This window comes from Pigmentiphaga sp. H8, assembly GCF_003854895.1.
Lineage (GTDB): Bacteria > Pseudomonadota > Gammaproteobacteria > Burkholderiales > Burkholderiaceae_B > Pigmentiphaga.
This window is the reverse complement of the sequence record NZ_CP033966.1, coordinates 387426-401337: the sequence shown is the minus strand read 5'-3', so window position 1 is coordinate 401337 and position 13912 is coordinate 387426. Positions and strand designations below refer to the sequence as shown.

Below are 13912 nucleotides of genomic sequence, written 5' to 3'. Positions count from 1 at the left end.
TGTCCGCATGGCCGTCGAATACGCACCCAAGGGGCTCATCGGCCTGCTGACCCCGCAGGCCAACACCACGGTCGAACCGGAATACTTCATCCTGCTTCCGGCCGGCTACGCCCACATCAATGCCCGCTTGATGAGCGACAAGTCCACCATCGAGGCGCGGCTGGTCGATTACGTGGACAGGCTGGACACCGCCTGCGACCAGTTCGCCAATGCGCCCATCAAGGCGGTCGCGGTGGGCTGCACCGGCGCCTCCTACCTGGTGGGCCGCGAACGCGAGGAACAGGTGCTGGCGGGCATCGAGCGCGAGCGCGGCGTGCCGGCCTTCACCGCGGCCACCGCGGTGGTCGCCTCGTTGAAGCAGCTGGGCGCCCGCCGGATCGCGCTGGCCTCGCCCTATCCCGCCGAACTGACCGCCGCCAGCAAGGCCTATTGGGAATCCCAGGGCTTCACGGTATCGCGGGTGGCGTCGGCGGCCATGGACCACACGCAGTTCCATCCCATCTATTCGATGAAGGCGGACGCCGCCGGCGCGCTGCTGGACGACCTGGCCCGCGACGACACCGACGCCATCCTGATGCTGGGCACGGGCATGCCCACGCTGGCCCCGCTGCTGGCGGCGAATGCCCGGTCGCGCGTGCCGGTGCTGTCGTGCATGCTGTGCCTGGCCTGGATGGGCGTCTCGGCCGTGGACGGCCGGCCCGCGCCGCTGGAGCCCTGGCTGCGGGGCGACCACTGGCGCGAACGCCTCGCGCGGCAGCAACCCTAGGCCGACAAGAAAACGGCGCTTTCACCAGAAAGCGCCGTTTTTTATATACCCATGCGAGGGATCGATGGCGGCACCGTGGGCAGCATGACCGTCTTTTCGAAGGTATAGAACTTCATGCTGGACTCGCCGCCCTCGCGGCCGTAGCCCGAGGCCTTGATGCCGCCGAAAGGCGCGCGCAGGTCGCGCGTCATGGGCGTATTGATCCACACCATGCCGGCCCGGATCTCCGACAGCGCGCGCATCACCGTGGGTTGATGGTCGCTCCACACATAGGACACCAGGCCGAACTCGCTGTCGTTGGCGATGGCGTAGGCCTCGTCCTGCGTATCGAACGGCACGATGGTCGCGAAGGGGCCGAAGATTTCTTCGCGGCAGACGCGCGCGGTGTTGTCCCGCGCCAGCACCGCCGTCGGCTGGAAATAAAAGCCCGGCTCCAGCGCCTCGACCGGCGCGCCGCCGCACAGCAGTTGCGCGCCGTCGGCACGGGCGATGTCCACGTAGCCGGCCACCCGCTGCCGATGCGCCTGGAACGCCAGGGGACCGATCTCGGTGGCCGGGTCCAGCGGGCTGCCTATGCGCAGTTTCCGGGCACGCTGCGCGAAGGCCTCGACGAAGCGCTCCAGCACCGTACGCTGCACCAGGATGCGCGAGCCCGCCAGGCACTGCTGGCCGTTGTTCGAGAAGATGCCGACCAGCGCCGCGTCCACCGCGCGGTCCAGGTCGGCCGATTCGAAGATGATGTTGGCCGACTTGCCGCCCAGCTCCAGCGACAGGGGCTTGAGCCCTTCGCCGGCGCTGGCCGAGATCCGCCGCGCCGTCTGCGTGCCGCCCGTGAAGGACACCAGGTCCACCTGCGGGTGCGCCACCAGCGCTTCGCCCGTGACGCCGCCCCGGCCGTTGACCAGGTTGACGACGCCCGGCGGCACGCCCGCTTCCACCAGCAATTCCATGAAGCGCGCGACCGCCAGCGGCGTGACCTCGGACGGCTTGCAGACGCAGCTGTTGCCGAACGCGATGGCGCCGGCGATCTTCATCGACGTCAGGGCCAGCGGCGCGTTCCACGGGCCGATCAGCGCCGCGACGCCCACCGGCTCGCGCAGCACCAGGGTCAGGTACCCGTCCGTCTGGCCATGCAGCTTCTCGGCATGCTGGCCCAGGAACTCCGCGAAGAAACGGAAGTTGTAGGCGGTGCGGGGAATCTGCCCCTTTTGCAGATGGCGCATGGGAATGCCGGAATTCATGCATTCCAGGTAGGCCAGTTCGTCGCGGTGCTGGTCGACCAGGTCGGCCACCTTGCGCATCACGGCCTGCCGGGCCTCGACCGGCTGCCTGCGCCAGCGTCCGTCTTCGAAAGCGGCCCGGGCGGACCGCACCGCCGCGTCGACCTCGTCCGCCGGCGCCTCGACCAGGGTCGATATGCGCCGCGCGTCGCCGGGGAAGACTACCGGCAGTTCGTGCCCGGCCAAGCGCGTGTAGCGCCCCTCGATGAAACTCGTTACCTGTTCGCGGATAGGGAATCCCGCTTGCATGGATTGGCTCATGGCGCTGCGCCTACTCGATCGCGGCCGCTTCGCGCAGGCTCAGGATCATCGATGTTTCAAGCAGGTACTCGCGGGCGAGGCGAGGATCGTCCGCCTTGCGCTTCAAGTCCTCCAGCGTCGCGCGGCGCTGCGCTTCCCCGCGCTCCTGCATGCGGGCGCGGTTGCGGCCCGACTGCTGCAGCACGTGCTTGATGGCGATCGGGCGCCGCTGGCGCTCGTACTGGCCCAGCAGCGCATCGCTTTCGCCCGCGTAGATGCGGCGCAGCTTGTCCGTGAGGTTGAAGGCGTCGTGGATGCCGCCGTTCATGCCCATGCCGCCGCTGGGACTGTTGATGTGGGCGGCATCGCCGGCCAGTACGATACGGCCGTTGACATAGTTGTTCACGACCCGCTGGTGGATGCGGTAGGGCCGGATCTCCATCACGTCGTAGGCCTGTTCTCGCGGCAGGACGTGCTGGAGCTTTCTCTGGATGGATTCGGGCTGGAGGGCATCGTCGATGGACTCGCCTTCCCAGGGATACAGGCTGACCCGCCACAGGCCAGGCAGCCGCAACAGGCTGAAGGTGCCGGTCGAAGCCCAGCAGTAGTTGATGTAGGACAGCGTGGGAATGTGCTCGTGGAACGGAAACCGGGTGGTGGCCAGCACCGTGGTCTCGGGAAAGGTATGCCCCTCGAAGCTCAGGTCCAGCGCCGTGCGCACCGTGCTGCGGGCACCATCGGCCGCGATCAGGTAGCGCCCCGTCAGTTCCTGGCGCTCGCCGCCGGGCGTCTCCACCGTGACACGGACCGAATCCTCGTCCTGCGACACCGCCACGCAGGGATGCCCCATCAGCACCCGCACCGCCGGCAGCTTTTCCCGGATGTGGGCCAGCAGCAGCTCGGACAGTTTCCACTGCTCGGTCTGCAGGCGATAAGGGTGGGCGGTCTCGTCCTTGAGCGCCGACAGGTCGAATTCGGCGAACTCGCCCGTCTCGTGCATGCGCACCTGCCAGGTGGGGGCGACCAGCCCGGCTTCGATCAGCCCGGGCGTGATACCGTATTCGTCCAGCATTTCCAGCGTGGGAGGATGGAAGGTGGAGGCCTTCAAGGCCCGCGACACCTGTTCCTCGGCTTCCACGACCACGACCGGAATGCCGTAATGGCCCAGCCGCATCGCCGCGACCAGGCCCACGGGGCCGCCGCCTACAATAATGACCTGCTCGGGGGTCCCGGTGCTCACACGCTACCTCGCTTGGGTTATGGGATTTTTTCGAGTCATTTCACATTTATTCTATTGACCTGTCAATCGGACAATTGAACCGCCTGGTTCGGGATCTCGGGCGCCGTCGCGCGCAGACGTCACAAACCGGCTGGCTCGCTCGTCATACAGGCGTAAACCCCTTTTTTGGAGATCGCCATGAGCAACGCCTCGCCCGTCAATACCGCCGCCCGGCTTCCGTCCGTCTACCAGGCTTTCGCCGCCGCGCAGGCGCAGATCCGCGAACAGGGCCTGGATCCCCTGCTGCACCACCTCGTCGTCCTGCGCGCCTCGCAGATCAACCAATGCGCGTTCTGCGTGAAAATGCACATCCGGGAAGCCCGGGAGGACGGCGAGACCAGCGAGCGCCTGGACCGCCTGGTCGTCTGGGAGCACGTCAGCGACTTCACCGAGCGCGAGAAAGCCGCCCTGGCCTGGACGGAGGCCCTGACCGTGCTCGACCGCAAGGCCGACTACGCCCCGCTGCGCGCCCGGCTGCGGGAACACTTCTCGGACCAGGAAATCGCCGTGCTGACCAGCACGATCGCGATGATCAACCTCTGGAACCGGCTCCAGGTGTCGATGCACTGATGGGACGCCAGGCAGATGAAACGCGGCAAATGACCAGTGGTGGCCCATGGACATGATGGCGGGAGATGGGACGGAGGCCTTCGAGGCGCGGCGGCGGTTCCTGTTCGGGCTGGCCTACCGCATGCTGGGCACGCGGGCCGATGCCGAGGATGCCGTGCAAGAAACCTTCATCAAGTGGATGCAGGCGGATCGCGGCGCGATCGCGAATCCGGCGGCGTGGCTGACCAGCATCTGCACCAACCTGTGCGTGGACATGCTGCGCGCCGCGCACCGCACGCGGGTGGACTACGTGGGTTCGTGGCTGCCGGAACCCATCCATACCCGCGAGGACGACACGCCGGAGTCGCGGCTGGAACTGGCCTCGTCGCTGACCACGGCCTTCCTGCTGGTGCTGGAACGGCTCACGCCCAAGGAGCGCGCGGCGTACCTGCTGCACGAGATATTCGACACGCCCTACCCCGACATCGCCGCCACGCTGGGCATGCAGGAAAGCGCCTGCCGCAAGCTGGTCTCGCGGGCGCGCGAGGCCATCGAGTCCAGCAAGGTCCGGCACACCACGCCGGCCGAACGCCAGGAGCAGTTGCTGTCGGCGTTCCAGGACGCCATCAACGGCCATGGCACGGGGCCGCTGGCGGCGCTGCTGTCGGACGACGTCCGCTTCTCGTCGGACGGCGGCGGCAAGGCCATCACGCTGCAGCAGGAACTGATGGGCAAGGTGTCGGTGATACGCTTCGTCGAACGCGGCCTGATACGGTTCTGGCAGGGCATGGACTGGATCGTGGCCGACATCAGCGGCGCCAGGGGCGTGCTGCTGCGCGAGAACGGCGTGGTCATCGGCGCGCTGACCTTCGCCTATGGAGAGAACGGCGCGGTATCGAACATCTACCTGATGCGCAACCCGGACAAGCTCGCTTGCCTCCAGGGCCCGTGACGCGGCGCTTGCAGGGCTTGCCGCAAGAGGTAACAAGTTTTGCGGACCGTGCACCACGTTTCTAAGATGAAGGCTACGCGGCTTTCACAGGCACCGATCATGCACCCTTTCTTCCATGGATTTTCGTCGCCGCGCCGGGCCGCCCTGGCCGGCCTGCTGGCCCTGGCGCTGGCCGGCTGCGCCAGCCTGCCCGGCCGCGACCCGCTCAACGTGCAGGTCGCCGGCATCGAGCCTCTGGAAGGCCAGGGCCTGGAGATGCGGATGGCGGTCAAGCTGCGGGTCCAGAACCCCAACGACTCCGCGGTGGACTACGACGGCGCCGCGCTGGAGCTGGAGTTGAACGGCAAGCGCTTCGCCACGGGCGTCAGCAACGAGCGCGGCAGCGTGCCCCGCTTCGGCGAAACCGTGCTGACGGTACCCGTGTCGGTGTCCGCATTCAGCGCGATCCGGCAGGCGCTGGGCCTGGCGGATGGATCGCGCCTGGACAACATTCCCTATGTGGTCCGCGGCAAGCTGTCGGGCGGGATGTTCGGCACGACGCGGTTTTCGGACAGCGGACAACTCAATTTGCCGGGCATCTAGATCTGCTCAGTCGAGTTGCGGATCATCAATGAACTGAATGGCCGTCCCGCGAGACACTGCCACCTGACCACGAGAGCCTGCGACAAGAATAGCCCGCACGTTGTCAATCTCCTGCACCGCTAGGCTCCCTAACTGCGCGTGGGTCGTGGCATCGAAGACCGCCAATTGGCTGCTCCCGTAGTTTCCCCCGCACACTATCCGTTTACCTGTCAGAGCATAGATACAGCCCCCCTCTTGCCCCAGTGTCCCCATCAACTCCAAGTTCGGCTGCGAGTAGTTTTGTCTTCCCGCTAGGATGCCCAAAGGGGAGACGTCCAGACTGGAAGGCCCCGGACGGGTCCGGACTACCAATTGTTCTTCTAGGCCATCTGCTACCACCCTGATGCGACGCAAGCCGAACTCGCTCGTCTCGGTGTTGTAGCCATAGATTGTCTCGCCATCTGTGCCAAAACGGATAATGTTCGATCCCGTATGCGCTTGTGTCCTTCGTGGCTCAATGACTCCGCCGCGGATCAGGGCGACTCCCGCATGGCGAGGGCTAATACCGCTGCTGGCAAGAGCAACTGCGATAACGGACGGATCCGTCGGAGAAACACTAATGGAATCCGCGTACGTTTGCCTCAGGCGAGAATCTTGCGGCAGCTTGACACGATCCAGCAACGTCAGGCTTGGCAGCGACAACCTTGCCACATCTCCTGCCCCGGATATACCCACGTACATCATCATGCCATCAGCTGAGATCGCAATTGTGCTGGGCTCCGATCCAATGGCGGAGGACGAATAGCTGACTACCCCGGTAACGGGATCGATCTTGGCGATACGGTTGCCGTACGGCACAACCGAAGATGGCAAAGACGCGTAGTAGACATTGCGTAAACGATCGTAGACGAGAGCCGTATGTGTCAGCGAAATGGTCCGATCTCCGGCGACTATTGGCGGTTCGTCGTCAAACGAAACCTCCATTCCATTCACGGTGGCTTGCTGCAGACTGTATGTCGAAGGCGGCAACAGCCACTCTCCCGTTGACCTCCTGGCTGAACGCTCCAGGATGACCGGTCCGACTCCCGCGGCAAAATAGACGTCCTCCTGAGTTGTGACTGTTTGAATCACCGCTGGCCCGGAGCTTCCCTGTACAGTAGCAACTGCCGTGGAGGAAAAATGTGCAGTGCCGATCGTCTGGCCCATGACCACACGATCTTTAAAGCCTTGGAAAACCTGTTCGAAAGTGAATTGATAGAAGTCATTCTTGCCATCGCCATCGAAATCAAGTTTCGCATTTCCCTGTCTAACCACACGTCGCGCCCCTCCCACGGGATAGAAGGGTGTCGGATACTCCACTATCGACGGCAACACTCGGTACAGTTCGGGAAGGCTCCGCTGGGCACCGGCGGGATCATGCGCCACCAGGCCTTCGGGCGTCCGCATGTAGCTCGCGCTAGAGACCGTTCCTGTACCGGAATCTCTCTCTTCCACGACCACGCTTCCATCCGAGCGGACATTCGCGACGCGTCGCGTAAGTGTGCCCCCCTGCGAACCTGTAAATACCCAGCTATCGCCAGCATTCAAGGGGAAATAATCCCGACCCGCCAGGTCCACACGCGGGCCGGAGGGATTGGAATCCTCTGCCAACGTCGGGATCAGTTCCGCCTGCTCACCACTTGGCGAGCCTCCCCCTTCACTTGGCGAGCCTCCCCCTTCTCCCCCACCACATGATGTAAGCGTCGATACACAAAGGACCAACCACACCCACAATTGCGGCTGCCGTATCAATTCCATTGGTCTCCCCCGGAAGTTCTGATGTCTTTGCCGAATATTGACACAACATCTTCACTGAGGGACGAAAAGTAGCGGACGAACTACAACCCTTTCTCCACCATCTCCAGCAGCCGCTGTCCCACCGCTTCCACCTGCGAGGGACTGAAGCCGCGCAGCGGCCCTTCTATCACGAGCATGGCCAACCCGTGGACGGACGACCATGCCAGGTATTCGGCGGCGTGGCGCCGCTCCGGCGTCAGCAGGTCCGCCGCCGCCATGCGATCCAGCGCGGCGCTGAGCAACTGGAACGGATCCAGCCCGCCACGGCCGGCCTTGTCGGCGGGAGGTACCTTCAGCGGCCCGTCGGCCGGGGCGAAAGCGGTGCGGAACAGGCCGGGCTCCAGCCAGGCGAAACGCAGGTAGCCCGCGCCCACCGCGCGCAGGCTGGCGCGGGCGTAGTCGGCGGGCGGGCTGTTGCCGTCCAGTTTGTCGAGTTCGGTTTCCATGGCGCTTGCCAGCTCGGACAACGCGGCGGCCCGCACCGCCAGCAGCAGGTCTTCCCGGCTGGCGAAATGGCGGTAGGCGGCGTTCGGGACGACGCCGGCGCGGCGGGTGGCTTCGCGCAGCACGATCGCCGACGGGCCGCCCTGGCGGGCAAGCTCGATGCCCGCTTCCAGCAGGGCGCGGCGCAGGTCGCCGTGGCGGTAGGTGCTGCGCGAGGCGGGCGGGGTGACGGCGCTGGTCATGGGAACTCCATGTGGACACTGTACATTATCTCTGATAACTTATGTGTACAGCGTCCACAATTTTTCACCCCCCTTCATCCAGCAGTCAGACGAGGAGACCGTCATGCACATCCAGCCCTATCTGTTCTTCGAAGGCCGGGCCGAGGAAGCGGCCGAGTTCTACGCCAAGGCGCTCGGCGCCCAGGTCACCATGATGCTGCGTTTCAAGGACGCTCCGCCGGCCTCGGGCGATGACGAGAATTGCGCACCGCCGCCGGGGTCGGAAAACAAGATCATGCACATGTCGCTGGAGATCGGCGGCGCCGTCGTGATGGGATCGGACGGCATGTGCAAGGGGCCGGCCGAATTCAAGGGCGTCTCGCTGGCGCTGAGCGTGGCCGACGACACCGACGCCGAACGCAAGTTCGCCGCCCTGGGCGAGGGCGGCACCGTGATCGCGCCGATGGGGCCCACCTTCTTCTCGTCGCGCTTCGGCATGGTGACCGACCGCTTCGGCGTGACCTGGATGGTGCAGGTCGCGCCCTGACCGGGGTCCGGGAAGGGGCTGGCACGGCACCGGGCGGACCGCGCGAAGCGACGTTCCGCCGGTGCTAACATGAGTGGCACCCGGCATTTTTTACATGCCCGGCTGGCTTTACCGTGCCTATCTGGAAGACCATCCCCCTTCGACTCATCGCGCTGGCCCAGCGCTACCCCGGCACCATCGCGGCCTTCGGCTTCGCTTCCGGGGTGGTCAGCTTCTTCACCGTCGAGCGCCACGAGGCCTTTGCCCGCGTGATCGCCGCGGTGATGCTGCTGAGCTGGCTCTGGCTGATGCTCGAGCGGGCGCTGCGGCGGCGCATCGCACGGCGCTTCGGCTGGACCATACCGATACCGGTGCTGCGCTACGGCACGCAGATGATCCACCAGGAAGGCCTGTTCTTCGTGCTGCCCTTCCTGTACACCGCCACCACCTGGAACAGCGGCCAGGCCCTGTTCACCGGCCTCGTGGGCGCCGCCGCACTGGTGGCCCTGGTCGATCCGCTGTATTTCCGGTGGCTGTCGACCCGCCGCTGGGTTTTCCTGACGTACCACACCTTCACGCTGTTCGCGGTGCTGCTGACCGCGCTGCCCCTGGTCCTGCACATCCCGACGGGCAACAGCTACAAGCTCGCGCTGGGTGTCGCGGTGCTGCTGTCCTTTCCCACGCTGGCCGAGCTGGTGCCGCTGGAAGCCCGCTGGCGCAAATGGGCGGTCGTGGCGCTGATGCTGGCGCTCGGCTCCGGCGGATGGCTGCTGCGACTGTGGGTCCCCCCCGCCACGCTGTGGCTGACCGAGGTCGCCATTTCAACCAGCATGGACAGCCTCAACATGAAGGCCGGCGAGCGCCTGCGCACCGTGACGCCCGCCCAGATGCGCGACCAGGGCATCTACGCCTATACCGCGATCAATGCTCCACTGGGCCTGGAGGAACACATCTACCACGTCTGGCTGCACGACGGGCACGAGGTGGATCGCATCGCGCTGGACATACGCGGCGGGCGCAAGGAAGGCTACCGGGCCTGGACCCACAAGCAGAACTTCCCCGCCGACGTGCGCGGCCGCTGGCAGGTCAAGGTGGTGACGAACGCCGGGCAGATGATAGGCATGCTGCGATTCCGCGTGGAGGACCAAGAGACGCCGGCCGCCGCACCGTAGCCCGCCGCTATTTCCGCAGCAGCTTGCGGACGAGTTCGACGACGAGCACGATGAGCGCCCCGGCGGCCACGCCGAACGCGATGTTGAGCAGCACGGGCAGCACCGCCGCCGCGACGGCGCCGATCACCGGCAGGCCGGCCGCCGCATGCGCCAGGCGTTCGATGCCGCCGTGCACCGGGTCCAGCCCGTGCGTCAGGATGGAGCCTCCCACCGCGAACATCGCCACCGTGCCGATGACCGACAGGCTGCGCATCAGGAACGGCGCGGCGCCGACGATGCCCCGCCCCACCGCGCGGGCCAGCGCGGAGCGCCTCGCGCCCAGGTACGCCCCGGCATCGTCCAGCTTCACCACGCCGGCCACGATGCCGTAGACCCCCACCGTCATCAGCAGCGCGATCCCCACCAGCACGGCCACCTGCGTGCCGAAACCCGCGCCGGCCACCGTCCCCAGGGCGATCGCGACGATCTCGGCGGACAGGATGAAGTCGGTCCGCACGGCACCGCGGATCTTGTCGCGTTCGAAGGCCACCATGTCCACGCCCGGGTCCTCCAGCGCCTTGCGCCGCTCATCGTGCCGGGCCTCCTTGTCGTGCCCGGGCAGGAATTTCTCCGCCAGTTTCTCGGCGCCCTCGAAGCACAGGAAGGCGCCGCCCACCATCAGCAGCGGCAGGATCGCCCATGGCGCGAAGGCACTGATGAGCAGCGCCGCCGGCACCAGGATGGCCTTGTTGCGCAGCGAGCCCTTGGCCACCGCCCATACCACCGGCAGCTCGCGGTTCACCGACACGCCGGTCACTTGCTGCGCGTTCAGGGCGAGATCGTCGCCCAGCACACCCGCCGTCTTCTTGGCGGCGACCTTGGTCATCAACGAGATGTCGTCCAGAACCGACGCGATATCGTCGAGCAAGGCGAAGAAGCTGCTTCCTGCCATCGAGGCTCCTTGAACGTCGCAGCCATGGTAGGGGCGCCGCGCCGGGACGTCTGTAACGCCTGGCGACAGCGGCGTCCTCAGAAACTATGGTTCACGCCCATGCCGACGTTGGTCCGGCTGCCTTCGCTGGACGGCCGTGCGTGGCCCAGCCCGGCGTAGACCTGCGTGCGCTTGGACAGCGCATACGAGACGCCGGCGCTGACGTAGTTCGTCGCGCCGCTGCGGCCGTAGCCCTGGAAATCCCGGCCCACGCCGACCTTGAACGTGGCCGCGCCGATGCGGTGGGTGGCGGCCAGCATGGCGCTGGTGCGGCGCCGGCGGCTCTCGCCCAGGAACACCTGGCTGGCCGCCGTCAGGTCGGTCAGGTTGGCGGAGGCCATGACCCGAGTCGGGCCCGACCCGTAGGCCAGGCCGACGAAATAGGTCTTGTCGTTCACGCTGTTGCGTTCGGCGGAAAGCAGGAAGGTCGCCGCGCCGTCGTCGTAGTTGATTCCGGCCGCCAGCCCGCGCCTGCTTTCGACCGTGCCGTTCGCGTCGGGCACCTTGCTGCGCTCGCCGTTGGCGGCCAGGTGTACCGACCAGCCGCGCGCCGCCGGCGAGTCGTAGAACACGCCGTTGTTCGCGCGGTTGTAGTCGCCCAGCGGGCCGTTGCGATAGGGATCCGTCCGGTACGCCGGGTGATAGATCTGCCACGCGATGGAGGCCACGCGGTCGAAGTTGTACCAGGGGTCGAACTGCCAATCGAGCGCCCACATGGGCGTCATGGCCCGCCCCAGCCGCAACTGGCCGAAGGGCCCCTTCACCCCCACCGTGGACTCGCCGTAGAACAGGGGAGCGCCGCCGCTGGCCTCCAGGCGGCCGGTGTCTATCTCGAAGCGGGACTGGAGATGGAACAGGGCGGTATAGCCATTGCCCAGATCCTCCATCCCCTTGATGCCCCAGTAGCTGCGCTGGATGTTGCCGATGGAGGTGGCGCCGCGCGCCAGGCGGTAGATGCCGGCGTCGACCACGCCGTACAGGGTCAGGGACGACTGGGCGTACGCCGCGCTTGCCGGCACCAGCCACGCGGACAGTACGGCCAGCCGGATGCGATGCGATCTTGTCATGTTCGGACATGCCTGGAAAAACGAAACCCGACGCAAGTGTGGCGCGATCGGCGCGGCTTGGCAAAGCGCCGCCTACGCGCCACCCCCGACGGACAAATTGCCGCCTCCACGCTCCGCGCGTGCGCGGGTCCCGGCCTAATGGCACCTCGCCCACGCCGCATCGGCCGGGACGCCTTCGCCATGCGGGCGAAGGAACGCCACGCATGGGGATCGCCATGACACCACGCCACCGGGCCATCCTGGCCCCCTGCCTGCTCCTGCTTGCCGCCTGCGGCGGCGAAGATCCCGCCCCGCGGCAGGCCCGCTCCATCGCCGACCTGGAACGCCAGGGCGAACTTCCCGTGCTGGATCGCTCCGAGGACCTGGGCGGTCCCGATGCCGACGGCAACGGCGTGCGCGACGACATCGATGCGTGGATCGCGCGCCAGGGCGGGGCGCCCGCGCGGCAGGACGCGCTCAGGCAGCTCGCCCGGTCCTTCCGCGATGCCCTGCTGGCCCGAGGCGATTCCGTCGCGGCGCAGGAGGCCGCCTGGCGCACCACCCGGGGCGTGTCCTGCGTGATGGCGCGCAGCGGCTCCAGCACCGAAGGGGCCGACGCCGTGGCCGACATGCGCAAGATGTCCGCCAACACCCAGGCCCGGGTCCTGGCTTATCTCGACTACTCCGCCGCGCTGGACGGCGCCATCCTGTCGCTGCCCGCCGGAGACGGCTGCGATGAATAAGACACCGCGCCAATTCGCACGGGCGCTGCTGGCGGCGGCGAGCCTGCTGGCGCAGGGTGCGTGGGCAACGAGCCTGTGCCCGGCCCATACCCACACCCTGGCCTTCTTCAACGGCGTCTGGAACACGCCCGACGCCGCCGCCGGGGGCGCGCGGGCCCTGCTCGCCACGCTGGACGAGGCGCTGCGCCCGCACCCGGCCCGCGCCACGCTGGCCATCGGGGCCGAGGTGTTCTACAACGCCAGCGGATTGCAGCGTGGAAGGCGCCAGGGCATCGAAGACCTGGTCGAGGTCTTCGCGCAGCGCGCCGCGGAACTCGACGACGCCGTGCGCCAGCGCTGGGAGCTGTTCTGGGAAATCGTCGATGGCCGCCAGAACGGCTGGCGCCGGATAGCCGCCGTGCTGCCTCGCGCCTACGACACCGCCGTCGCGCTGACCGAGGCGCGCAACGCGCGCCTGCTTGCCCAGGCCACCTCGTTCGCGGCCGACCCGCCCACCGGGATCGACTACGCCGCCCATCGGCTGCGCCTGCGCGCGCTGCATGCGTTGGGGCGGGGCGTCCTGCTGGTGGGCCATTCGCAGGGCAACTTCTTCCTGAACGCCGCTTACCGGACCCTGCCCGATCCGGCGGCGCTCGCGGCCGTCCACCTCGCGCCCGCCTCGGCCCGTACCAGTGGCCCGCACCTGCTGTCAGGCAACGACATGGTCATCGCGGCACTGCGCGGCGTGGTGCCAGGCACCCCGCCGCCGCCCAATCTCTGGATCCCGCCGTCGGCCCGCGATGCCTCCGGCCATCAGTTGATCGAGACCTATCTCGACGCTGACCGCAACGGCCGGTCCTCCGCCGGTACCCTGATGGCCGACGGCCTGCTGGCGCTGAAGACCCCCGAACCCCGGGCCAGCCCGGGATACTTCACCGCCACGCTGGCCTGGGACGGCGAAGGCGACATCGACCTCCACGTGATGGAGCCGGGCGGCGACCACGTCCATTATGGCGCGCGCGTCGGCGCCAGCGGCACCCTCGATCTGGACAACACCGCGGGCCATGGTCCGGAGCACTATCACGCGACCTGCGACCCGCAGCGCCTGCAGGCCGGCATCTTCAGCGTGGGCTTGAACAACTATGCGGCGCCCGCGGGCAGGCAGGCGATGTTGCAGGTCGCCACCGCCGACCACGGCGTGATCCGCACCGTCCAGGTGGATGCGGGCCCGCCGCGCGGCGAAGCGGGGGATACGTCGCCGCTCATCGTCCTGCGCGTGGCGGTGGCCCGGTCCGGCCCGGCGTGGACGGTCTCCGTCCACTAGGGCCTGTTCGCGCCAAAAGGAGCC

The 13912-nt window shown here is 67.2% G+C and carries 14 protein-coding genes; 8 read left to right on the top strand and 6 right to left on the bottom strand.

Features of this window, described 5'->3' with window-relative positions:
* Positions 1 to 7 precede the first annotated feature (7 nt).
* Positions 8 to 766, top strand: coding sequence for an aspartate/glutamate racemase family protein (locus EGT29_RS01940; protein WP_124687448.1), 759 nt, complete (start codon positions 8 to 10; stop codon positions 764 to 766).
* A gap of 41 nt (positions 767 to 807) precedes the next feature.
* Here the strand turns inward: EGT29_RS01940 and EGT29_RS01935 are convergent, their stop codons facing one another.
* Complete coding sequence (locus tag EGT29_RS01935) at positions 808 to 2307, bottom strand: aldehyde dehydrogenase (RefSeq protein WP_124687447.1); 1500 nt, start codon at positions 2305 to 2307, stop codon at positions 808 to 810.
* A 10-nt stretch (positions 2308 to 2317) separates the two neighbouring features.
* On the bottom strand, positions 2318 to 3526 hold the full coding sequence (locus EGT29_RS01930; RefSeq protein WP_202865579.1) for an NAD(P)/FAD-dependent oxidoreductase: 1209 nt from the start codon (positions 3524 to 3526) through the stop codon (positions 2318 to 2320).
* Positions 3527 to 3703: 177 nt separating this feature from the next.
* Between EGT29_RS01930 and EGT29_RS01925 the strand changes: the two genes are divergently transcribed.
* From EGT29_RS01925 to EGT29_RS01915, 3 genes are all read left to right on the top strand, one after another.
* Positions 3704 to 4135 carry a carboxymuconolactone decarboxylase family protein gene (locus EGT29_RS01925; protein WP_124687446.1) on the top strand — a complete coding sequence of 144 codons (432 nt, stop codon included), beginning with the start codon at positions 3704 to 3706 and terminating at the stop codon, positions 4133 to 4135.
* A gap of 52 nt (positions 4136 to 4187) precedes the next feature.
* Positions 4188 to 5066: an RNA polymerase sigma factor SigJ gene (gene sigJ / locus EGT29_RS01920; RefSeq protein WP_202865578.1), complete on the top strand. Its 879-nt coding sequence runs from the start codon at positions 4188 to 4190 to the stop codon at positions 5064 to 5066.
* Between the two features lie 99 nt (positions 5067 to 5165).
* Positions 5166 to 5648, top strand: a complete 483-nt coding sequence (locus EGT29_RS01915; protein ID WP_124687444.1) for an LEA type 2 family protein — start codon at positions 5166 to 5168, stop codon at positions 5646 to 5648.
* Positions 5649 to 5654: 6 nt separating this feature from the next.
* Here EGT29_RS01915 and EGT29_RS01910 read toward each other — a convergent pair whose 3' ends face one another.
* Together EGT29_RS01910 and EGT29_RS01905 are read right to left on the bottom strand one after the other, a co-directional pair.
* On the bottom strand, positions 5655 to 7424 hold the full coding sequence (locus EGT29_RS01910) for a YncE family protein (RefSeq protein WP_124687443.1): 1770 nt from the start codon (positions 7422 to 7424) through the stop codon (positions 5655 to 5657).
* An 80-nt stretch (positions 7425 to 7504) separates the two neighbouring features.
* On the bottom strand, positions 7505 to 8149 hold the full coding sequence (locus tag EGT29_RS01905; RefSeq protein WP_124687442.1) for a TetR/AcrR family transcriptional regulator: 645 nt from the start codon (positions 8147 to 8149) through the stop codon (positions 7505 to 7507).
* A gap of 103 nt (positions 8150 to 8252) precedes the next feature.
* Between EGT29_RS01905 and EGT29_RS01900 the strand changes: the two genes are divergently transcribed.
* Positions 8253 to 8675 carry a VOC family protein gene (locus EGT29_RS01900; RefSeq protein WP_124687441.1) on the top strand — a complete coding sequence of 141 codons (423 nt, stop codon included), beginning with the start codon at positions 8253 to 8255 and terminating at the stop codon, positions 8673 to 8675.
* 113 nt (positions 8676 to 8788) lie between these two features.
* Positions 8789 to 9826, top strand: a complete 1038-nt coding sequence (locus tag EGT29_RS01895) for a DUF5924 family protein (protein WP_124687440.1) — start codon at positions 8789 to 8791, stop codon at positions 9824 to 9826.
* 7 nt (positions 9827 to 9833) lie between these two features.
* On the opposite strand, the gene EGT29_RS01890 is transcribed toward EGT29_RS01895, so the two are convergent.
* Entirely contained in the window at positions 9834 to 10757 is a 924-nt protein-coding gene (locus EGT29_RS01890; protein WP_124687439.1) for a DUF808 domain-containing protein, read from the bottom strand.
* A gap of 77 nt (positions 10758 to 10834) precedes the next feature.
* Positions 10835 to 11863: a porin gene (locus EGT29_RS01885; RefSeq protein WP_124687438.1), complete on the bottom strand. Its 1029-nt coding sequence runs from the start codon at positions 11861 to 11863 to the stop codon at positions 10835 to 10837.
* 215 nt (positions 11864 to 12078) lie between these two features.
* On the opposite strand from EGT29_RS01885, the gene EGT29_RS01880 reads away from it, so the two are divergent.
* Together EGT29_RS01880 and EGT29_RS01875 are read left to right on the top strand one after the other, a co-directional pair.
* On the top strand, positions 12079 to 12585 hold the full coding sequence (locus EGT29_RS01880; RefSeq protein ID WP_124687437.1) for a hypothetical protein: 507 nt from the start codon (positions 12079 to 12081) through the stop codon (positions 12583 to 12585).
* Positions 12578 to 13888: a YfaP family protein gene (locus tag EGT29_RS01875; RefSeq protein WP_124687436.1), complete on the top strand. Its 1311-nt coding sequence runs from the start codon at positions 12578 to 12580 to the stop codon at positions 13886 to 13888. Before EGT29_RS01880 ends, EGT29_RS01875 begins: the two co-directional genes overlap by 8 nt.
* Positions 13889 to 13912 lie beyond the last annotated feature (24 nt).